Annotated in this window: 16 protein-coding genes; 11 read left to right on the top strand and 5 right to left on the bottom strand. The window is 70.7% G+C overall.

Features of this window, described 5'->3' with window-relative positions:
• Positions 1 to 7 precede the first annotated feature (7 nt).
• The 6 genes from IEY33_RS05865 (at position 8) to IEY33_RS05890 (ending at position 9638) form a co-directional block, all read left to right on the top strand.
• The gene (locus tag IEY33_RS05865; RefSeq protein WP_188961357.1) at positions 8 to 988 is read left to right on the top strand and encodes a carbohydrate ABC transporter permease; all 981 of its coding nucleotides are present in this window, start codon (positions 8 to 10) and stop codon (positions 986 to 988) included.
• Position 989: 1 nt separating this feature from the next.
• Positions 990 to 1862 carry a carbohydrate ABC transporter permease gene (locus IEY33_RS05870; RefSeq protein WP_188961358.1) on the top strand — a complete coding sequence of 291 codons (873 nt, stop codon included), beginning with the start codon at positions 990 to 992 and terminating at the stop codon, positions 1860 to 1862.
• A complete protein-coding gene (locus IEY33_RS05875; protein WP_229670811.1) occupies positions 1859 to 3208 on the top strand; it encodes a glycoside hydrolase family protein in 1350 nt (449 codons plus the stop codon). The genes IEY33_RS05870 and IEY33_RS05875 overlap by 4 nt, the downstream gene beginning before the upstream one ends.
• Positions 3209 to 3254: 46 nt before the next feature.
• Positions 3255 to 4619, top strand: a complete 1365-nt coding sequence (locus IEY33_RS05880; protein WP_188961359.1) for a GH1 family beta-glucosidase — start codon at positions 3255 to 3257, stop codon at positions 4617 to 4619.
• A complete protein-coding gene (locus tag IEY33_RS05885; protein WP_229670812.1) occupies positions 4609 to 6483 on the top strand; it encodes a glycoside hydrolase family 3 protein in 1875 nt (624 codons plus the stop codon). Before IEY33_RS05880 ends, IEY33_RS05885 begins: the two co-directional genes overlap by 11 nt.
• 107 nt (positions 6484 to 6590) lie before the next feature.
• Positions 6591 to 9638, top strand: a complete 3048-nt coding sequence (locus IEY33_RS05890; protein ID WP_188961360.1) for an alpha-amylase family glycosyl hydrolase — start codon at positions 6591 to 6593, stop codon at positions 9636 to 9638.
• A gap of 97 nt (positions 9639 to 9735) precedes the next feature.
• Here the strand turns inward: IEY33_RS05890 and IEY33_RS05895 are convergent, their stop codons facing one another.
• Positions 9736 to 10491 carry an IclR family transcriptional regulator gene (locus IEY33_RS05895; RefSeq protein WP_188961361.1) on the bottom strand — a complete coding sequence of 252 codons (756 nt, stop codon included), beginning with the start codon at positions 10489 to 10491 and terminating at the stop codon, positions 9736 to 9738.
• Positions 10492 to 10654: 163 nt separating this feature from the next.
• Between IEY33_RS05895 and hutU the strand changes: the two genes are divergently transcribed.
• The 5 genes from hutU to hutH are packed head-to-tail and all read left to right on the top strand — an operon-like array spanning position 10655 to position 16623.
• Positions 10655 to 12349, top strand: a complete 1695-nt coding sequence (gene hutU / locus IEY33_RS05900) for a urocanate hydratase (protein ID WP_188961362.1) — start codon at positions 10655 to 10657, stop codon at positions 12347 to 12349.
• Positions 12350 to 12365: 16 nt separating this feature from the next.
• Positions 12366 to 12956, top strand: coding sequence for a WD40 repeat domain-containing protein (locus IEY33_RS05905; protein WP_188961363.1), 591 nt, complete (start codon positions 12366 to 12368; stop codon positions 12954 to 12956).
• Positions 12953 to 13882: an agmatinase gene (locus IEY33_RS05910; RefSeq protein WP_188961364.1), complete on the top strand. Its 930-nt coding sequence runs from the start codon at positions 12953 to 12955 to the stop codon at positions 13880 to 13882. The genes IEY33_RS05905 and IEY33_RS05910 overlap by 4 nt, the downstream gene beginning before the upstream one ends.
• Positions 13879 to 15084 (top strand): imidazolonepropionase, encoded by a 1206-nt coding sequence (gene hutI, locus IEY33_RS05915; protein WP_188961365.1) that lies wholly within the window; start codon positions 13879 to 13881, stop codon positions 15082 to 15084. The genes IEY33_RS05910 and hutI overlap by 4 nt, the downstream gene beginning before the upstream one ends.
• A 36-nt stretch (positions 15085 to 15120) precedes the next feature.
• Complete coding sequence (gene hutH, locus IEY33_RS05920) at positions 15121 to 16623, top strand: histidine ammonia-lyase (RefSeq protein ID WP_188961366.1); 1503 nt, start codon at positions 15121 to 15123, stop codon at positions 16621 to 16623.
• A gap of 22 nt (positions 16624 to 16645) precedes the next feature.
• Here hutH and IEY33_RS05925 read toward each other — a convergent pair whose 3' ends face one another.
• Genes IEY33_RS05925 through IEY33_RS05940 form a run of 4 tightly spaced genes read right to left on the bottom strand, consistent with a single transcriptional unit; the run spans position 16646 to position 20566 of the window.
• Positions 16646 to 17374, bottom strand: a complete 729-nt coding sequence (locus IEY33_RS05925; RefSeq protein WP_188961367.1) for an alpha/beta fold hydrolase — start codon at positions 17372 to 17374, stop codon at positions 16646 to 16648.
• Complete coding sequence (locus IEY33_RS05930; RefSeq protein WP_229670813.1) at positions 17374 to 18492, bottom strand: Gfo/Idh/MocA family protein; 1119 nt, start codon at positions 18490 to 18492, stop codon at positions 17374 to 17376. The genes IEY33_RS05925 and IEY33_RS05930 overlap by 1 nt, the downstream gene beginning before the upstream one ends.
• Positions 18489 to 20018, bottom strand: a complete 1530-nt coding sequence (locus tag IEY33_RS05935) for a GMC family oxidoreductase (RefSeq protein WP_188961368.1) — start codon at positions 20016 to 20018, stop codon at positions 18489 to 18491. The genes IEY33_RS05930 and IEY33_RS05935 overlap by 4 nt, the downstream gene beginning before the upstream one ends.
• Complete coding sequence (locus IEY33_RS05940; protein WP_188961369.1) at positions 20015 to 20566, bottom strand: gluconate 2-dehydrogenase subunit 3 family protein; 552 nt, start codon at positions 20564 to 20566, stop codon at positions 20015 to 20017. Before IEY33_RS05940 ends, IEY33_RS05935 begins: the two co-directional genes overlap by 4 nt.
• Positions 20567 to 20760: the final 194 nt, after the last annotated feature.

Below are 20760 nucleotides of genomic sequence, written 5' to 3' on the forward strand. Positions count from 1 at the left end.
CACGCCGATGCAAGCGAGCGCCACCGCCCCACCCCGCCCGAAACGCAGTCCCGCCGAACGCTGGGAGTCCTTCCAGCGCCGCTACGCGCCGTACATCTTCATCAGCCCCTTCTTCATCCTGTTCCTGGTGTTCGGCCTGTTCCCGATCGTGTTCTCGCTGTACCTGTCCTTCCACAGCTGGCAGCCCGCCGCGGGCCTCGGCAGCATGAAGTTCATCGGGTGGCGGAACTTCACGGACAACCTCACGGACCCCACCTTCTGGCAGTCGCTGCGCAACACCGGCATCCTCGCGCTGGAGTCCGGCGTGCCGCAGCACCTGATCGCCATTCCGCTCGCCTTCGCGATCCACACCAGCCTCAAGCGCGTGCAGGGCCTCGTGACGGCGCTGTACTTCCTGCCGTACATCACGTCGGTCGTCGCGGTGTCCGTCATCTTCGTGACACTGTTCAGCTGGCAGTACGGCGTGCTGAACGTCGTCCTGACCGGCCTGCACCACCTGCCGCTCATCGGCGGCCTGTTCCCCGCCGAGAAGATCAACTGGCTCGGCAACCGCGATTTCGTGCAGCCTGCCGTGGCGAGCGTCGTCGTGTGGCGCTACGTCGGCTGGAACACCGTGCTGTACCTGTCCGGCATTCAGGCCATCCCGTCGGACCTGTACGAGGCGGCCAGCGTGGACGGCGCCACCACCGGGCAGCAGTTCCGGTACATCACGCTCCCGCTGCTGCGCCCCATCATGTTCGTCGCGATCACCCTGACGCTCATCGGGAACCTGCAGCTGTTCGAGGAACCGTACATCATCGCGGGCGATTCGGGCGGCATCGGCAGCGTGGCCCTCACGACCGTCATGTACATGTACCGCACGTACAACTTCTACGGCGACGCCGGACTCGCCGCCGCCATGTCGTGGCTGCTGTTCATCCTGATCGGCGCCCTGACCCTCGTGAACAACCGCATCTTCGGCAAGAGCCGACTCTCCGGGAGCGACTGAGATGGCCGTCACCTACACCCGCCCGCCCGCCCCCGCCCGTGAAGGCGGCGCCCTCAAGCCCCTCGGGCGCGGCGCGGCCCTGCTGCTGCTCGTCGCGGGCGCCCTCCTCACGGTGCTGCCCTTCTACTTCATGTTCGTGTTCGCCACGCACTCCCGCAGTGAGATCTTCAACCTCCCGCCGCCCGCGTGGTTCGGTGACCACACCCCGCAGAACTACGACAGCCTGCTCGGCCGCACGCCCTTCTGGCGGAACCTGTGGAACAGCCTGTACCTGGCCGTCATGGCGACCGGCACCACCCTGTTCTTCTGCTCGCTCGCCGGGTACGCCTTCGCGATGTACAACTTCCGGTTCCGTGACGGGCTGTTCAACGTGGTCCTCGCGACGCTGCTCATCCCGAACGCGCTGAACATCGTGCCGTTCGCGCTGATCATGCAGGCCTTCGGGTGGATCGACACGCCCCGCGCCCTGTGGGTGCCGGGCATGGCGGGCGCGTTCGGGATCTTCCTGATGCGGCAGTACATCGGTTCAGCCATCCCGCGCGAACTGGTCGAGGCGGCCCGCATCGACGGGTGCAGCGAGTTCACCATCTACCGCCGCATCATCGTGCCGCTGTGCGGTCCGGCCATGGCGACGCTGGGTCTCGTGACGTTCATCGCGTCGTGGAACAACTTCCTGGGGCCGCTCATCATCTTCCGAAGCGCGCAGACGTTCACGGCGCCGCTCGCGCTGCGCAGCCTGCAGGGCCTCGTGAACACCGACTGGGGCGCCCTGATGCTCGGGGTGGGCCTGACGGTGCTGCCGCTGCTGGTGGTGTTCGCCCTCGCGAGCCGTCAGCTGATCGCGGGCCTGACCGCCGGGGCCACCAAGGGATGACGGGGATCGCTGGCGTCACGCTCAGGCCCCTGCGGGCGCTGCTGACGACCTCTCTGCTGCTGCTCGGCGCGGTGAATGCCGCCGCGCCCGCTGCCCCCCCGGCGGGCGGACCGGTGCCTGGCGCCGGGACACCTGCCGTCGTCACGCTGACGCTCGGTGAGACCGGGACATCCATCTCGCCGCTCGCGGTGTCGGGATTCAACGTGCCGTACGACATGTCGGTCGCGGAAGCGCTCCCAGCGGTCCGGTCCATCGCGCCGACCAGCCTGCGCTACCCGCCCGGCAACGTCGGCGACGAGCAGGACCTCACCCGCTCCGGCCTGACCGGCTTCCGCTCCACCCTCCAGCTCGCCGGACCACAGGCGCGGGCGACCGTCGAGACGCGCGTGTTCTCCACCCGCCCCGACGCCCGAAACCGCCCCGAGGACGCCGCGCAGGCCGCCCGAGACGCCCGCGCCCTCGGCCTGAACGTGGAGTACTGGGAGATCGGGAACGAACCGGACCTGTACGCCACCAACCGTGGCGACCCCAGCTGGACGCCCGAACGCTACTGCCGTACCTTCCGCGCGCAGCGCGCCGCGATCCTGCAGGTGGACCCGCGTGCCCGTTTCGCCGGCCCGGCCGTGTCCAACGTGACGGGCGCGGGTGGCCCCTTCCTGGAGGCGTTCGTGAAGGCTTGCGGCGACGTCGTGGACCTGCTGACATGGCACGAGTACCCCACCGACGGGCAGGGCAGCGACGAGGACGCGCTCGCCACGGCGGACCGCGTCACGCAGCACCTGCAGCGCCACCGGGCCCTGATGGCCGATCCCGCCAGCAATCCGCTCGGCGCGGGCCGCACGGTGGGGTACGGCGTGACCGAGTACGGCCTGTCGTACGTCTCCAACCGTTCCCGGCACCTGTCCGACATGGTCGCGGCCCTCTGGGCGGCCGAGACGACCCTGCGCCTCGCGGACGGCGGCGCGACCCTCGCGCAGTACTTCGCGCTGATCGGGTCCGGCAGCCACGGCCTCGTGGACCTCGCGGGCATCCCGCGCCCCACCCTGTACGCCTTCCGCGAACTGCGCACCTACGCGGGCACGGCGCTCCCGCTGCACAGCAGTGACCCCGCCGTGTGGGCGCACGCCGCCCTGAACGGCACGCGCCTCACCGTCATCGCGAGCAACACCGCCACCACGCCCGCCGTGCTGCGCACCGCCCTGCCCGGCTACCGGCTGCTCGGCGCGAAAGGCTTCACCGCGCAGACCGTGGACGACGAGGCGCCGCCCGCCCGACGCCCGCTCGGCGCGGACCTCACCCTGCCCGCCCGGTCCCTGACGCGCCTCGTGTACGCCCGCCAGCCCTGACCCCCACCCGAACCCCACCCCCAATCCAGTCCAGAGAGAGGTCCCCATGAGCATCCCCGAAACCGCCATCAACGCCCGCCCGCAGCCGAGCGTGCTGACCCGCCACGACTTTCCCGCCGGGTTCCGCTTCGGGGTCGCGACCTCCTCGTACCAGATCGAGGGTGCCGCGCACGAGGACGGACGCGGCCCGTCCATCTGGGACACCTTCTGCCGCGAGCCGGGCCGCATCTCGGACGGCAGCAGCGGCGACATCGCCTGCGACCATTACCACCGCTGGCCCGAGGACCTCGACCTGATCCGCTCGCTCGGCGTGGACGCGTACCGCTTCTCGGTCGCGTGGCCGCGCATCCAGCCGACCGGGTCGGGCGCCGTCAACGCGGCCGGCCTCGACTTCTACGAGCGCCTGGTGGACGGCATGCTCGAACGCGGCCTGAGCCCCTACGCGACCCTGTACCACTGGGACCTGCCGCAGGCCCTGCAGGACGCGGGCGGCTGGGACAACCGCGAGACCGCGCACCGCTTCGCGGAGTACGCCCGGATCTTCGCGGAGCGCCTCGGGGACCGCGTCCGCAGCTACGCGACCCTCAACGAGCCGTGGTGCAGCAGCATCCTCAGCTACCAGATCGGGGAGCACGCGCCCGGCCTGCGCGACCGCCGCGCCGCCCTGAGCGCCGCGCACCACCTGCTGCTCGGGCACGGCGAGGCCGTCCTCGCCCTGCGCAGCGTCGTGCAGCAGGCCGAGGTCGGCATCGTCCTGAACCTCAACCCCGCGTACCCCGCCACGACCTCCCCGGCCGACGCGGCCGCCGCGCGCAGCTTCGACGGCGAATTCAACCGCTGGTTCCTGGAACCGCTGCTCGTCGGCGAGTACCCGCGCGACACCTGGGAAGCGTACGGCCAGGACGTGCCGGACGTGCACCCCGGCGACCTGCAGACCATCCGGCAGCCGCTGGACTTCATGGGCGTCAACTACTACAGCCGCGGGCTGATCTCCGCCAGCGGCCCGGCCCGCGCGGAGCAGTCGGAGTTCACCGCGATGGACTGGGAAGTGTACCCGCAGGGCCTCACGGACCTGCTCGTGCGCCTGAAGACGGACTACCTCGTGCCGCCCATCTACATCACCGAGAACGGCGCGGCGTACCACGACGTGCTGGAGGGCGACGACGTGCACGACACGGCGCGCGTCCGGTACTTCGAGACGCACCTGAACGCCGTGCGTGCCGCGGCCGATCAGGGCGTGGACGTGCGCGGGTACTTCGCGTGGAGCCTGATGGACAACTTCGAGTGGGCGCACGGGTACAGCAAACGCTTCGGGCTGGTGTACGTGGATTACGGCGATCAGCGCCGCATCCTGAAGGACAGCGCGAAATGGTACCGGTCGCTCGCGAGCAGCGAGGCCCGTGACGACTGACGCCCCCGCCGGGCGGCGATCCGGCGGTGCGGGCCGGGCACTCGCCGTGGGCACGGTGCTGGCCTTGCCGTTCCTGCTGCAGGGCCCGGCCCGTGCCACCCCGCCCGCCGCCCCGGCCCCGTACCGGGACGCGGCCCTCAGCCCGCAGGTGCGCGCGGCGGACCTCCTGGCCCGCATGACGCTCGCCGAGAAGGTCGGGCAGATGACGCAGGCGGAACGCGGCGTGCTGCCCGACCCGCAGGACGTGACGCGCGCCATGCTCGGCAGCGTCCTGTCCGGCGGGGGGAGTGCCCCCACCCCCAACACGCCCGCCGGGTGGGCCGACATGGTGGACGCCTACCAGCGGGCCGCGCTCGCCACGCGGCTCGGCATTCCCGTCCTGTACGGCACTGACGCCGTGCACGGGCACGGGAACCTGAAGGGAGCGGTCCTCTACCCGCACAACATCGGGCTGGGCGCCACGCGCGACCCGGCGCTCGTGCAGGCCGTCGCGCGCGCCACGGCCGAGGAGGTCGCCGCGACCGGCGCGAACTGGACCTTCAGCCCCTGCCTGTGCGTCGCGCGCGACGTGCGCTGGGGCCGCACCTACGAGAGCTTCGGGGAACGCCCGGAGCTCGTGAGCGACATGGCGGTCGCCGTGACCGGGTACCAGGGCGCGCCGGGCGACCGGGCGCGCGTTCTCGCCACCGCGAAGCACTTCCTGGGGGACGGCGGCACCACCTACGGCAGCAGCACCACCGGCGACTACCTCCTCGACCAGGGCGACACCCGGCTCAGCGAGGCGCAGCTCGGCGCGCTGCACCTCCCGCCGTACCGGGCGGCCGTCCGGGCCGGCGTGGGAAGCGTCATGGCGTCCTTCTCCAGCTGGAACGGCACGCGCATGCACGCGCAGCGGCACCTGCTGACCGACGTGCTGAAGGGCCAGCTGGGCTTCCAGGGCTTCGTGGTGAGCGACTGGGCGGGCATCGACCAGATCGCGCCCGACTACCCGCTCGCCGTGCGGACCGCCGTCAACGCCGGGATCGACATGGTGATGGTCCCCAACGACTACCGGCGCTTCATGACGACCCTCACCGCCGAGGTCGAGGCGGGCCGCGTCCCCACCTCCCGCATCGACGACGCCGTGACGCGCATCCTAGTGCAGAAATTCCGTCTGGGGCTGTTCGAGCACCCGTTCACGGACCGTTCGCTCGCGGCGGGCGTGGGGTCCAGTGCGCACCGCGCCCTCGCGCGCCGCGCCGTGCAGGAATCCCAGGTGCTCCTGAAGAACGACGGCGTGCTGCCCATCCGCGCGAACGTGAAGCGCCTCCTCGTGACCGGCAGTAGCGCCGACGATCTCGGGCGGCAGATGGGCGGCTGGAGCGTCACGTGGCAGGGCGCGTCCGGCCCCACCCGCAGCGGCACCACCATCCTGGCAGGCCTGCGGGCCGGGGCGCCCGCCGGAACGAAGGTCGAGTACCGCGCGGCCGTGGACGCCGCCACCGCGCGCCGTTACGACCTCGCGGTGGTGGTGGTCGGCGAGGCGCCCTACGCCGAGGGCAAGGGAGACACGGACGACCTGAGCCTGAACGCGGCGGACCACGACCTCGCCCGGACCGTGTGCGCCGCGACGCGCTGCGTGCTGGTCGTGGTGTCGGGCCGACCGCTGCTCGTGACGGACCTGCTGCCGCGCGTGCACGCCCTGGTGGCCGCGTGGCTGCCCGGCACGGAAGGTGGAGGCGTCGCCGACACCCTCTACGGCCGTGCGGGGTTCACGGGCCGCCTGCCGGTGACGTGGCCGGACACCAACGCGCAGGTCCCGGTCGGACGCCCCAGGGACGCGGGCAGGACAATGTTTCCGTACGGAGCGGGCCCGACGCGCTGACGCACACCTGCACGTCAGGGGGGCGCGCCGCCGTGAGCGATCACATGAAGGGACGGCGAAGGCCCCTGATTGACATGTTCACGGCTTTCGATTGAAATGAACACGCAATGCAAAACAAACCGTTTGCCGGGCGCTTCGGTGCCCTGGCCGCCCTGACACTCACCCTGTCGGCCTGCGGCCTCCAGCAGTCTGGCCCCACACCCACCGCCCGCGCCTGGCAGGACGAAGTCATCTACTTCGCCCTGACCGACCGGTTCAGCAACGGCGACCCCAGCAACGACAACGGCAGCAACCGCGATGCGGGCGACCGCCTCGACCGCAGCAACCCGCTCGGCTGGCACGGCGGGGACTGGAAGGGCCTGAAAGCCAAGATCGACAGCGGGTACTTCCGCGACCTCGGCGCGACCGCCCTCTGGATCAGCCCGGTCGTGCTGCAGGTTCCCGCCATTCCCGTGGGCGACGGTCCCAACACCGGCAAACTCTTCGCCGGATTCCACGGGTACTGGGCCGAGGACTTCTTCAGGACCGACCCGCACTTCGGAACGCAGGCAGACCTCAAGGCCCTGGTGGACAGCGCGCACGCGCACGGGCTGAAAGTCATTCAGGACGTGGTCGTGAACCACGCCGGGTACGGGTCGGCCCTCACCACGCAGCACCCCGACTGGTTCCACACGCAGGCCGACTGCGACGCCAGCAGCAACAAGGACCAGGACTGCGCACTGGCGGGCCTGCCCGACTTCCGGCAGAACGTGCCCGCCGTGACCACGTACCTGAACGACTTCGTGACGTACTGGCAGAAGAACGTCGGCATCGATGGGCTGCGCATCGACACCATGAAGCACGTCACGGACGACTACTGGCGGCAGTTCTTCGCGGCGGGCGGCGCGGGCGACCCGGCGAAACTCTGGTCGGTCGGCGAGGTGTTCAACGGCGACCCGGCCGTGCTGGCCCGCTACATGGACGTGCTCGGCTCGCCCAGCGTCTTCGATTTCGCGCTGTATTTCGCCGTGAAGGACAACCTGAGCACCGGGTCCGGGAACCTTGACGCGCTCGCGGACGTGTTCGCGCGGGACAGCGCGTACCGTGACCCGTCCCGGCTGACGACCTTCGTGGACAACCACGACGTGCCGCGCTTCGTGTCGGAAGTCCAGACCCGGGGTGGAAGCGGTTCCGAGGCGCGCGAGCGGCTCGACCTAGCCCTCAGCCTGATGTTCGCGTCACGCGGCACCCCCAGCCTGTACCAGGGCACCGAGATCGCCCAGCAGGGCAAGGGCGACCCGTACAACTACGCGCTCGGCGAAGGCAACCGCGAGGACATGGACTTCACGGCCGTCGCGGGCAGCAGCACCGCCGCCCGCATCCGCGCCCTCACCTCCGCGAGAGCGGCCAGCCCCGCGCTGCGGCACGGCGCGCAGCAGGAACTGTGGCGTCCGAACGGCGGCGCGCCCATCTACGCCTTCCGCCGCGTCCCGGCCGCCACGGACTCCGGCAGCACGCCCGTCGTCGCGGTGCTCAACAACGGCAACACCGACCTGAACCTCGCCACCCTTCCCGGCGGCGGCATCCCGCTCCTCGGCACCTTCGCGCAGAGCACGCTCCGGGAACTCACGGGCCGCACCACCAACCTCAGCGTGCAGGACGGGAAACTCGTCGGCACCGTCCCTGCCCGCACGCTCCTCATGGTGACCGGCACGGCCGGAACCGGCGCGGGCACCACCGTGAACGCCGCCCTGCCGGACGTGACTGCCCTCACCGCCACGCCCGGCGACGGCGCGGTGGGCCTCAGCTGGACGGCCGCCACCAGCGCCGACGTGACCGGCTACCGCGTGTACCAGCGCGCGAACGGCGGCGAGGAACGCCTCCTGAACTTCGCGCCGCTGCCCGCCACCACCCGCAGCTCCGTCGCCCGCAGCCTCACCAACGGCACTGCGTACACCTTCCGCGTGGTCGGCGTGGACGCCCAGGGCCGCGAGAGCAAGGGCACGACCGTCAGCAGCACCCCCAGCACCGCCAGCACCGTCAAGGTCACCTTCACGGTCGACGCCCGCACCCAGGGCAACAGCACCGTCGAACTGCGCCGCTTCGACACCGGCGGCCAGATCAGCTACCCCATGACACAGACCGCGCGCGGCATCTGGAAGACCGACATCGACCTGCCGCTCTACCGCGAAGTGAAGTTCAAGTTCGGGAACAGCTCCGGTGGCGTCAAGAACAGCGGCTACGAGGCCCCCGGCCAGTCTGACCGCAGCCTCACCGTCACGCCCGGCGCGACGTACACCGGCACGTACGACTACATCAGCCGCCCCGTCCCCACCACCACCGTCGAGGGCCGCGTCACGGGCGGCGGCACCCCCCTCGCGGGCGCCCTCGTGGAAGGCAACGACCCCGCCTTCGACTACGCCTACACCTTCGCGGACGGAACGTACACCGCCCTCACGAGCGGCCAGCAGACCCTGAAGGCCAGCGCCGCCGCGTACACCACCAGCGCCCCCCGCACCGCCACCGCGCCCGCCACCGGCATCGACTTCGACCTGAGCCGCGACCTGCGGACCCGCTACACCATCGACGGGAACCTCAGCGACTGGACCAGCCCGAAACTCAAACTCAGCAGCCCGGACGCCGGCGTGTTCGGCGCGGACAACAACTGGCTCACCCTGCAGGCCGACAGTGACGACACGTACCTGTACCTCGCCTACACGTACCGTGTCAGCGGCAACAGCGCCCTCCTGTACCTCGACACCAGGACCGGCGGCGCCATGAAGGCCGACACCTTCGACGCCTGGCCGCGCGCCGCGAACCTCGCGGGCGGCGCCGACTACTTTATCGCCCGCTACGAGAACCAGGCCGCGCAGCTGCGCCGCATCGACAGCGACACCGCCACCACCGAACTGCCCGCCGCCGGGTACCTGCAGGCGAGCAGTGGCACCCTGCCGGAACAGAGCTTCGAGGTCGCCATCCCCTGGACGAGCCTCGGCTTCAGCGGCAGACCCACCACGCCCATCCGGCTGTACGGCGGCGTGTTCGGCGGCGACAACTACGGCGCGGGCGACATCATTCCCGACGCGGGCAGCACCCCGCCCGGCGCGAACACCATCGGCAGCGACGCCGACAAACGCCGCGCGAACTTCACCGAGGGCCTGACCTTCACCCCCTGAACCCCCTTCACCTCACCGGTCCTGCACGGCACGGCGCGCCCCTCAGATGGGGGCGCGCCGGTTCCGTTTGCGCGAAGACGCCCCGCAGGCCCAGGGGTCAACCGTGCGTGGCGCGGGGGGGCCGCCACCCGAGCGTCCAGTTCAGGTCGTCCGCCGCGCCGTGCAGGGCCCGCAGCAGCGAGTGCCGCTCGCGCAGGCGCGGGGTCGGGACGCTGACGCCCAGCGCGGCCAGCACCCCGCCGTCCGCGCCGCGCAGCGGCACCGCGAGGCTTGCCGTGCCGGTCGCCCACTCGTCCGCCGTGACCGCGTACCCCTGCGCACGGATCTCCCGCGCCTGTACGTCCCAGGTGCCCGCGTCCGTGACGGTACCGGGCGTGAACGTCACCGCCGGGCGCGGCAGGGGACGCCCGGCGTACGCGAGGAGCAGCTTCCCGCTCGCGGTCGCGTGCGCGGGCAACTGGTAATCCAGTTCGCCCGCCACCGGCGGACCGTCACGGCCCTGCACGCTCCGCGCGATGCACAGCACCCGGTCCTCGCCGTCCAGCACGCACAGGAACGCCAGGCGGTGCGTGCCGCGCGCCACGCGTTCCATCGCCGCGTGCGCCGGGGCATACCACGGCAGGCTGCCGTACAGGGCGCTCGACAGTTTCAGGAGCCGCCAGCCCAGCCGGTAGCGGCCCCGCCCGACACGCAGCAGCAGGCCCGTCTCGCACAGTGCCAGCAACTGCTCGTGCAGGGTGCTCGTCGGCACGTCCAGATGCCGCGACAGGTCCGACAGGCGCCACTCGGTGTGGTCCGCGTCGAAGGCCGTCAGGACGTCCACCGCGCCGGACAGCAGGGAAGGGGAAGGCATGCGGGCAGTCTGCCACGTTTCCGGCCACACCGGAAAACGGTCTTGCCGCGTCCCACCCACGGACGCAAGATGACGGCAACGCCATACGCACGCCACCCCATGCGGGGAGGCCACACACACCCCAGCACCATCACGCTCCTGTACCGCCCCGGAGGAACCCCCCATGACCCAGTCCCCCATCACGGCCCCCGAACCCGCCCCCGTCGTGCGCGCCCCGCGCGGCCCGAACCGGACCGCGAAAGGCTGGGTGCAGGAAGCCGCCAAACGCATGCTGATGAACAACCTCGACCCGGACGTCGCCGAGCACCCCGACACCCTCGTCGTGTACGGCGGGCGCGGCAAGGCCGCCCGAACCTGGGAGGCGTACCACAAGATCGTGGAGACGCTCGACCGACTGGAGAACGACGAGACGCTCCTCATCCAGTCCGGCAAGCCCGTCGCCGTGCTGAAAACGCACGAGTGGGCACCGCGCGTGCTGCTCGCCAACAGCAACCTCGTGCCGCACTGGGCGAACTGGGAGACCTTCGACAAACTCGACCGGGCGGGCCTGATGATGTACGGCCAGATGACCGCCGGAAGCTGGATCTACATCGGCACGCAGGGCATCCTGCAGGGCACCTACGAGACCTTCGCGGGCGCGGCCCGCAAACACTTCGGCGGCAGCCTGAAAGGCACCATCACCGTCACCGCCGGACTGGGCGGCATGGGGGGCGCGCAACCGCTCGCCGTGAAGCTCGCCGGGGGCGTCAGCATCACCATCGAGATCGACCCGACCCGCATCCAGAAACGCCTGGATACCCGCTACCTCGACGAGGTCGCCAGCAGCCTCGAAGATGCCATCACCCGCGCAGAACAGTACAAGACTGCGGGAGTGGCCCGCTCCATCGGCGTGCAGGGCAACGCCGCCGAACTCGTCCCGCAGCTCGTCACGATGAACTGGACGCCGGACCTCGTCACGGACCAGACGAGCGCGCACGACCCCATGTGGGGCTACCTGCCCGTCCTCTCGCCCGACGAGGACGCCAGCCGCCTGCGCACCGACCACGCCGACGAGTACCGCCAGCGCGCGTACGACGCGATGGCCGCGCACGTCCGCGCCATCCTCGAACTCCAGCGGCGCGGCGCGGTCGCCTTCGATTACGGCAACAACCTCCGCCACCGCGCCCAGGAAGCCGGCGTGACGGACGCCTTCGACTACCCCGGCTTCGTGCCCGCCTTCATCCGCGACAGCTTCTGCGAGGGACGCGGCCCCTTCCGCTGGGTGGCGCTGTCCGGCGACCCCGAGGACATCCGCGCCACCGACCGCGCGCTCCTCGACCTCTTCCCGAACGACGAACGCCTGCAGTCCTGGCTGACGTACGCCGCCGATCAGATCGCCTTCCAGGGCCTCCCCGCCCGCATCTGCTGGCTCGGGTACCGGGAACGTGACCATGCCGCGCGCCTGTTCAACGAGATGGTCGCCGACGGCCGCCTGAAAGCCCCCATCGTCATCGGCCGCGACCACCTCGACGCCGGAAGCGTCGCCAGCCCCTACCGCGAAACGGAAGCCATGCTCGACGGCAGCGACGCCGTCAGCGACTGGCCCCTCCTGAACTTCGGCCTCGGCATCGCCAGTGGGGCCAGCTGGATGAGCTTCCACCACGGGGGCGGCGTCGGCCTGGGCTTCAGCCAGCACAGCGGCCTCGTCATCGTCGCCGACGGCACGGAAGCAGCGGCGCAGAAACTGTCCCGCGCGCTGACCAACGACCCCGGCATGGGCGTCATCCGCCACGCCGACGCCGGATACGACCACGCCCTGAACGTCGCCCACGAACGCGGCCTCGACCTCCCCAGCCTCGACATCAAAGAACACCGCTGACGTGAACAATGGACGCATGAAAGTTGCTATCCTGATTGGTTTTTCCCTGTCATTTTCTGGTTGGGCTCTTGCAAACACGTACGGTTTGGATCCAAAGCTGGCTGTTACAATCACCACGTCGACAGGGAAGACCGTCGTGGTGAAAGGGCCAAAGGTAGATTTGGACTTCGATACTTGGTGGAGGTGGAAGGTCTCGAATGTTCTGAAAAGTCCGAATGAAAAATTTACTGCTGTGCTGTATCACGGGCGTGCAATCAAATATTGGAGTGCTGCCGTCTTCCTTGTGCGTCCAGACGGCACTGTCGAGGAATTGAAGAATGGTGAGGTCCGTAAGATTCAGTGGACTGAAGATGGTCTCTATCTTGTTGGTACAGGAGATAACACCATTCGACTCTGGAACCTGAACGGTGGCGTCCGGCAGGTCACATTTCCTGATATCTGGGCCAGCCGCGTGATGGGGAAGACCCTGTGCCTGAACGTGGGCTGGTACAGCCCCACAACGGGTCGACTCAGCCGCACTTCTGAAATCCACCTTGCCGTTCCTTCGCTGACGCAGATCTCAGACAAAGACACCGACGGCAACGCGACCTGTGAGGCTCGACCATGACCCACCTTCCTTACGGCGGGATTCCGACCTTCGCCCGCGCACCCATCGTGCAGCCTGAGGGTGACTGGACGGCGGACGTTGCTGTGCTCGGCGTTCCCTTCGATATCGCGCTGGGCTTCCGCCCCGGCGCGCGCTTCGCGCCGCGTGCGTTGCGGGAGGCGAGCCTGCGGAGCGTGCCGCCCTTCACGGGGCTGGACGGCGTGACGCGTCTGGCGGGCGTGACCTTCGTGGACGCGGGGGACGTGGTGCTGCCCAGCCTGGAGCCGGAACTGGCGCGGCAGCGGATCACGGATGCGGCCGAGCTGGTGCGGGAGCGGTGCAGCCTGCCCGTGTTCCTGGGTGGTGACCACAGCGTCACGTACCCGATCCTGCGGGCGTTCGCGGGCGTGCCTGACCTGCACGTGGTGCAGCTGGACGCCCACCTGGACTTCACGGACACCCGCAACGACACCCGCTACAGCAACAGCAGCCCCTTTCGCCGCGCGTGCGAGGACCTGCCGAACCTCGTGCACATCACGACCATTGGTCTGCGGGGGCTGCGCTTCGACCCGGAAGCGGTCGCGGCAGCCCGCGCGCGGGGGCACGCCCTGATCCCCATGACGGACGTCGCGAGCGACCTGACGCGCGTGCTGGAGCAGTTGCCGCGCGGGAAGAACGTGTACCTCAGCGTGGACGTGGACGGCTTCGACCCCAGCGTCATCCCCGGCACGAGCAGCCCCGAACCGGACGGCCTGACGTACGCGCAGGGCATGCGCATCCTGGCGGAAACCGCGCGGCACAACACCGTCGTCGGCCTGGACGTCGTGGAGCTCGCCCCGAACCTCGACCCGACCGGCCGCAGCGAACTCCTGATGGCGCGGCTGATCATGGAGACGCTGTGCGCCGTGGACGAGTTCGGTTCCGCGCAGCCGGGGTGGGCGCGATGACGGGAGCGGAAACGCTGTTCACGAACATCAGCCAACTCGTCACGCCAGGGGTGGGCATGCAGCGCGGCGCGGCCATGCGCGACCTGACCGTCATCCCTGACGCGGCGATCCTCGTGTCGGGCGGAGTGATCCGCTGGGTCGGCCCGCGCGCCCAGGCTCCCGGAATGGTGCAGGAGCATGATCTGGGCGGCGTGGCGGTCGTCCCCGGGCTGATCGACCCGCACACGCACGCCGTGTGGGCCGGGGATCGCCTCGCGGACTTCGAGGCGCGCATTTCCGGCGTCCCGTACGAGGAGATCCTGGCGCGTGGCGGCGGCATCCGCAGCAGCATGCGGGCGACCGGGGCGGCGGGCGTGGAGGAACTCGTCGCGCTTGCCCGGCCCCGCCTGCGGGCGCTGCATGCCTCCGGCGCGACGACGACTGAGGTCAAGAGCGGGTACGGTCTGGACTTCGACGCCGAGCTGCGGATGCTCCGCGCCGTCCGTGTCCTTCAGGCGGAATTCCAGCTCGTGCCGACCCTGCTGATTCACGTGCCGCCCACCGGGGGCCGCGCGGAGTACGTGCAGGCGGTCTGCCACGACCTCATTCCCGGCGTGGCGCGCGAGGGGCTGGCAACGGCGGTGGACGTGTTCACCGAGCGCGAGGCGTTCACGGTGGACGAGACCCGCGCCATCCTCCAGGCCGCGAAGGCACACGGGCTTCAGACGAAGCTGCACGCCGACCAGTTCCACGCCATCGGCGGCACGGAACTCGCGTGCGAGCTGGGTGCCCTGAGCGTGGATCACCTGGAGGCGAGCGGCCCCGCGCAGATCGCCGCGCTGGCCGCGTCGAACACCGTGGCGACCATCCTGCCGGGCGTGACGCTGCACCTGGGCCTGCCTGCCGCGCCGGGCCGCGCCCTGATCGACGCGGGTGCGGCGGTCGCCGTGGGCACCGACCTGAATCCCGGTTCCTCGCCTGTGTTCAGCACGCAACTCGCGCTGGCCCTGGCCGTGCGCCTGTGTCGCCTGACGCTCGCCGAGGCGCTGACCGCCTGCACCGTGAATGCTGCCGCTGCCCTCGGCCTGAGTGACCGGGGCACCCTCGCGCCCGGCCAGCGGGCGGATTTCCTCGCCCTGCACAGCCACGACTGGCGCGACCTGCCGTACACGCTCGGTGCGAGTCCGGTACGGAGCGTGGTTGTCAGCGGCACTGAACTCTGATTCTCTCTTCCCTCTCTCCCCTCTGAAGGAGTACCCGTGATTCTCGATCAACACCTGTCCCTTGAAGCTTTCCTGTCCGTCGTGCGTGGCGGCGAGTCCGTCCAGCTGGCCGAGGCCGCGCGGGAGCGCATTCTTCGTGCGCGGGCGGTGATCGAGCGGATCGTGGACGGTCAGGCGGCGGTGTACGGCGTGAACACGGGGTTCGGGAAGTTCGCGTCGGTGCAGGTGCCGCGTGCTGGGCTGGAGGAGCTGCAGCTGAACCTGATCCTGTCGCACGCGATCGGGGTGGGGGAGAACCTGCCGGGCGAGGTGGTGCGCGGCATGCTGCTGCTGCGCGCACAGTCGCTCGCGCTGGGGCACTCGGGCGTGCGGCCCGAGGTGGTGGAGCTGCTGCTCTCGCTGCTGAACGCAGGCGCGCACCCGGTCATTCCGGCGCAGGGGAGCGTGGGCGCGTCGGGGGACCTCGCGCCGCTGGCGCACCTGGCACTGGGATTGATCGGGCTGGGCGAGATGGAGTATCGGGGGCAGGTGCGTCCCAGTGCGGATGTGCTGTCAGACCTTGGCCTGAGTCCGCTGACGTTACAGGCGAAGGAGGGGCTGGCCCTGATCAATGGCACGCAGCTCATGGGGAGCCTGCTGGCCCTGGCGGTCGCGGACGCGCGCACGCTGCTGGGCACGGCGAACCTCGCGGCGGCCATGACGGTCGAGGCGATGTACGGCTCGCACCGGCCGTTCCAGCCGGACGTGATCGGTCTGCGCCCCCACCCCGGCGCGGTCGCGGTGGCGGAGGAACTGCGGTTCTTCCTGCGGGACTCGCAGATCGCGCCGTCGCACGCAGTGGGGGACGGGAAGGTGCAGGACGCGTACTCGCTGCGGGCCGCGCCGCAGGTGCACGGCGCGAGCCTGGATACGCTCGCGCACGCCGAGCGGGTCCTGGCCGTGGAGTTCGCGTCCGTGACGGACAACCCGCTGATCTTCCCGGACACCGGGGACGTGGTGAGCGGCGGGAACTTCCACGGGCAGCCGCTGGCCGTCACCATCGACGCGCTCAAGGTCGCGGTGGCGGAACTCGGCAGCATCAGCGAGCGCCGCTGCGAGCAGCTCCTGAATCCGGCCCTGTCGGGCCTGCCGGGCTTCCTCGCGCCGCAGGGCGGCCTGAACAGCGGCTTCATGATCGCGCAGTACACGGCCGCCGCGCTCGTCAGCGAGAACAAGGTCCTCGCGCACCCGGCGAGCGTGGACACCATCCCCACCAGCGCCAACCAGGAGGATCACGTCAGCATGGGCGCGCACGGCGCGCGGCAGCTGCGCGCCATCCTGGAGAACGTGCAGAACGTCGTCGGAATCGAGCTGCTGTGCGCCGCGCAGGCCCTCGACTTCCAGAAGCTGCAGGCCGGACGGGGCGCGCAGGCCGCGTGGGAGCACATCCGCGCGCACATCCCCAACATGACACAGGACCGCTACTACCGACCCGACCTCCTGAAGATCGTGCAGATGGTGCGGGGCGGCGAACTGCTCCGCGTGGCCCGGGACGCCTGAACGCCGGACCTGCGGGACCGGTTCAGCTGAGCTGCTGCAGGAAGCCGCGCACGGCGCCCGCGACCGGCTGCGGGCGTTCCAGCGGGAGCAGGTGGCCGCTGCCCAGGACGGTCTGGGCGGTGGCGTCCGGGAAGGCGGGCCGCACCTGTGCGTGCATGACCTGCGGTGTGATGACGGGGTCGGTGGCGGAGCTGACCAGGTGGACCGGCACCTGCACGCGCGTCATGTCGCCGCTGCGGTCTTCGCGGCTGCCGTGGTCGGGCCACGCGGCCCACGCGGAGGCGTCGGCCCGCACGCCGTCTTCTACCAGGGCGTCCAGGTCGGCTGGGGTCAGGGGGGCGCGCGTGATCGTGAGGTAGTGTTCGCGCAGGAGGTCCGGGTGGCCGTGCGCAGCCTTGAGGTCGCGCCTGCCCTCGTCGGTCATGGGTTCCGGTGACGGGGGGGACGGGGCGACGAGCAGCAGGCCCGAGAGTCCCGCCGGGCGGCGCGCCGCGAGGACCGCCGCGACCTTCGCGCCCATCGAGTGTCCCACGAGCACGTACCGCGTCAGGCCGCGTGCCTGCACAGCCTCCAGCAGGACGTCCGCCATGCCGTCCACCGTGTGGCGGCCGTCCGTGCTGCTCCCGAAGCCCGGCAGGTCAGGCACGAGGGCCTCCCCGCCGCCCGCGTCCAGCAGGGGCAAGACGGCGCGCCACACGCGGCTGGACGTGCCGAAGCCGTGCACGAGGACCGCTGTGGGCGTGGCGGGCATCAGGAGCGTTCCCGTTCGGTGGGGCGCGGCGGCGTGCCGCGGAACACGTCCTGCCCCTCGTGCCGGTCCAACCGGACGGGGCGACCCTCACGCGCGGAGCGGTAGATGGCCTCCATGATCACCTGGTCCTGCAGGCCCTCCTCGCCCGGCGTGAAGGGCGTCTCACCGGTCAGCACGCAGTGCGAGAAGTGGTCGAGTTCCAGCGCGAACTGGTCCACCTCGCGGATCAGGTGCTCGCGCACGGCGTCCTCGGTGCCGACGCGCAGGCGCAGGTTGGTGTAGTCGAAGGCCGGATCGAGCGTCAGGTGCGCGTCCTCGCCCATCACGCGCACGGACCGCTGCCGGGACGCGCCGTAACTGCAGAAGCTGTTCGCGATGATCCCGCTCGGGAAGCGCAGCACGAAGCTCACGCTCTCCTCGACTTCCGTGAAGCGCGGGTCGCCGGGCGTGCTGTGCGTGTACGCGAACACCTCGGTCGGTTCCTCGCCCGTCAGGTACCGCGCGGTGTTCAGGCAGTACAGGCCCACGTCGAGCAGGCTCCCGCCGCCCGCCATGTCGCGCTTCAGGCGCCACTGGCCCTCGTCCGGCTCGACCTGCACGTCGGTCGCCTCGATGAGCTTCACGCGGCCGAGCGTGCCGTCCCGCATCAGGTCGCGGGCCGCCTGGTGGTGCGGCGTGTACTGAATGCGGTACGCGGTCATGAGAAGCACGCCCGCGTTTTGGCAGGCGTCTACCATCGCCTGGGCGTCCTGCACGCTGACCGACAGGGGCTTCTCGCACAGGACGTGCTTGCCGATGGCGGCGGCGCGTTCCGTGAACTCGCGGTGCTGCGCGTTCGGCAGCACGATGAACACGGCCTGCACGTCCGGGCGGTCCTTCAGGCGTTCGAGTTCGTCGTAGGTGTACACGTCGTCGTCCCGCAGGCCGAGCTGCCGGGCCTGCTGGGTGGCCTTGTCGCGGTCGCCGCTCACGAGGGCCGCGAGGCGCGACTGGCCGCTCAGGTGGAAGGCCGGGTACAGTTCCTGCGAGGTCAGGTCCCCCAGGCCGATGACGGCGTAACCGACGCGCTCGTCGGGCGGGAGGATCTTCAGTCGGGCGTCGGTGTTCAGTGGGGTCACGCTTCACCTCTGTTCATGTGGTGCAGGAGTCGGTCGGCGGTCCTCAGGCTGAGGGCCATGATGGTGAGGGCGGGGTTGGCGCTCAGGGCGCTGGGAAAGGTGCTGTTGTCGCTGATCCACAGGTTCTGCAGGTCGTGCGCCCGGCCGTACGGATCCACGACGCTGCTCTGCGGGTCCGTCCCCATGCGGGCCGTCCCGATGGTGTGCGCGGCGCGCGGGAAGGCCCAGATGCCGGTCGCGCCCGCCGCCTCCCAGATGCGGCGCATGAGGTCTTCGGCGTGCTGCGTCATGCGGCGCTCGTTGTCGCCGAACGTGAAGTGCACGCGCGGTTTCGGAAGGCCCCACGCGTCGTGCTCGTCCGACAGTTCGAGGTAGTTGTGGTCGTACGGGAGGCAGTCGCCGAGGATGTTGATGCCCGCCACGTGGTTGTAGCCCGCCATGTGCTCGTGCAGCGCGGCGCCCCACGTGCCGGTGCCGCGCGTGTACTGCGTGGCGTACGTGACGGGCATCACGCCGATGCTCTGCAGCAGGTAGCCGCCCACGAGGCCCGGCACGCGGTGCGTGTCCTCGCTGATGAGCGAGCCGGGAATGCCGCGGTTGGGGCGCACCGATTCCGGAAACTGCCCCCACACCTGCACGCCGGTGTGCGCCATGAAGTTCCGGCCGACCTGCCCGCTGCTGTTGGCGAGGTCGTGCATGAGCAGCATGCGGGGCGTCTCGACGGCGCCCGCGCTGAGCACCACGATGTCGGCCTCCAGCAGGTGCTGTTCGCCGTACCGCAGGTACTCCACGCCCGTCACGCGGTCCCCGTCGCGGCGGAAGCCGGTCACGTAACTGCCGTCCAGAATGCGTGCGCCGTGATGTTCGGCCAGCGCGAGGTACGTGACGTCCAGGCTGGCTTTCGCGCCGGTCGAGCAGCCCGCCTGGCAGAAGCCGCGGTTGCTGCACGCGGGCCGCTCACCGTAGCCTTCCTGCGTCTGGGGGCGGCTGAGGGCGGCGTTCGCGGCGGGACTGGTGCGCAGCCCGAGCGCGTCGCAGCCGCGCGCCATGAGTTCCGCCGCGCCGTTGAGCGGGAGGGGCGGGTGCCGGTACGGCTGGCGGCGTGGCGGTCCCCAGGGGTACGTGCTGGGGCCGGACACGCCCAGGAACGGTTCGATCTCGTCGTAGTACCGTTCGAGGTCCGCGTATTCCAGTGGCCAGTCCACGCCCTGCCCGAACTCGCTGTGCAGGCGCAGGTCGTCCGGCTGGGCGCGCGGGGTGTACGCGGTGTAGTGCAGGGTGGAGCCGCCCACGCCGCGCCCGCTGTTGTTGCGGCCGAAGGCGAGCGGGTCGTTGCCTGCCGAGAGGCGTTCGTCCATCCAGAAGAGGCCCGCCTGCGCGACCTCGTCCGTCGCGACGCCGTGCGGCGGGTGGCGCAGGCCCGCTTCGAGTGCCGTGACCTGCACGCCCGCCTGCGCGAGCCGCGCGAGGAGGGGTGCGCCGCCCGCGCCGGTGCCGATCACGGCGACGCGCGTGCGGGCGTTCACGCGTCCTCCCCGCGCAGCAGGGCGAGGGCGGCCGCCTCGTTGGGGTCGAGGCGGTCCAGGCGCGTCTCGGTCCAGCCGTGCGCGTCCGCGAAGCCCACGTACCCGATGGCGGCCTGCGCGGCGGGGTGCGAGTAGTAGCCTTCGGTCAGTTCGGCGAGCAGGTCCTCGAAGGCGTGCGGGTGGGCGGCCTGCAGGGCGTGCAGCGCCTCGTCCTGCAGGCCGCCGTCCAGCGCGGTGAAGTCGCCGGGCAGGGCGGCGAGCAGGGCGCGGTAGCTGGCCTCGTCGGGCGGCAGGTGGTCGTACCGCCAGCCGTCCGTATCGCCGCTGGCGAGGCGCGCGTCGATGCGGCGCGCGAGCGGCATGTGTGCCGGGTCGTGCGGGACGAGCCTCACGCTGAGCGCTTCGAGGCGGGCGAACTCCTCGAAGTTGAAGACGTGCGGCCTCGGGACGGTCGCGGGGTTCAGGCGGGCGGTCAGCGCGGCGCGGGTGGGCGCGGTCACGCGGTCGTCCTGCAGGAGTCGGGTGATCGGGTCGCGGTCGGCGGTCATCGGTGCTCCGGGAACCGGCGGGCGGGCTGGGGACGGTAGGAGGGGACAGGCATGGTGGTTCCAGTGTCGTGTCCCTGGCGGGCTGAACTGTACTTCGGCTGACGACATGAGCGGAGCCTCAAGGTTGTGGGAGGGGCGGAGCGGCGTGTGCGGGGGAGGGTGTGGGTACGCTGCTGGTGGGGACATCTGAACTT

It is taken from the genome of Deinococcus aquiradiocola (assembly GCF_014646915.1).
GTDB classification, from domain to species: Bacteria; Deinococcota; Deinococci; order Deinococcales; family Deinococcaceae; genus Deinococcus; species Deinococcus aquiradiocola.

What these genes read in the sequence shown, in the direction of transcription:
- IEY33_RS05910 (WP_188961364.1), top strand. Translation starts at nt 12,953, where the DNA reads ATGACCCACCTTCCTTACGGCGGGATTCCGACCTTCGCCCGCGCACCC.
- hutI (WP_188961365.1), top strand. Translation starts at nt 13,879, where the DNA reads ATGACGGGAGCGGAAACGCTGTTCACGAACATCAGCCAACTCGTCACG.
- IEY33_RS05905 (WP_188961363.1), top strand. Translation starts at nt 12,366, where the DNA reads ATGAAAGTTGCTATCCTGATTGGTTTTTCCCTGTCATTTTCTGGTTGG.
- IEY33_RS05890 (WP_188961360.1), top strand. Translation starts at nt 6,591, where the DNA reads ATGCAAAACAAACCGTTTGCCGGGCGCTTCGGTGCCCTGGCCGCCCTG.
- IEY33_RS05865 (WP_188961357.1), top strand. Translation starts at nt 8, where the DNA reads ATGCAAGCGAGCGCCACCGCCCCACCCCGCCCGAAACGCAGTCCCGCC.
- IEY33_RS05875 (WP_229670811.1), top strand. Translation starts at nt 1,859, where the DNA reads ATGACGGGGATCGCTGGCGTCACGCTCAGGCCCCTGCGGGCGCTGCTG.
- IEY33_RS05870 (WP_188961358.1), top strand. Translation starts at nt 990, where the DNA reads ATGGCCGTCACCTACACCCGCCCGCCCGCCCCCGCCCGTGAAGGCGGC.
- hutU (WP_188961362.1), top strand. Translation starts at nt 10,655, where the DNA reads ATGACCCAGTCCCCCATCACGGCCCCCGAACCCGCCCCCGTCGTGCGC.
- IEY33_RS05895 (WP_188961361.1), bottom strand. Translation starts at nt 10,491, where the DNA reads ATGCCTTCCCCTTCCCTGCTGTCCGGCGCGGTGGACGTCCTGACGGCC.
- IEY33_RS05925 (WP_188961367.1), bottom strand. Translation starts at nt 17,374, where the DNA reads ATGCCCGCCACGCCCACAGCGGTCCTCGTGCACGGCTTCGGCACGTCC.
- IEY33_RS05880 (WP_188961359.1), top strand. Translation starts at nt 3,255, where the DNA reads ATGAGCATCCCCGAAACCGCCATCAACGCCCGCCCGCAGCCGAGCGTG.
- IEY33_RS05940 (WP_188961369.1), bottom strand. Translation starts at nt 20,566, where the DNA reads ATGACCGCCGACCGCGACCCGATCACCCGACTCCTGCAGGACGACCGC.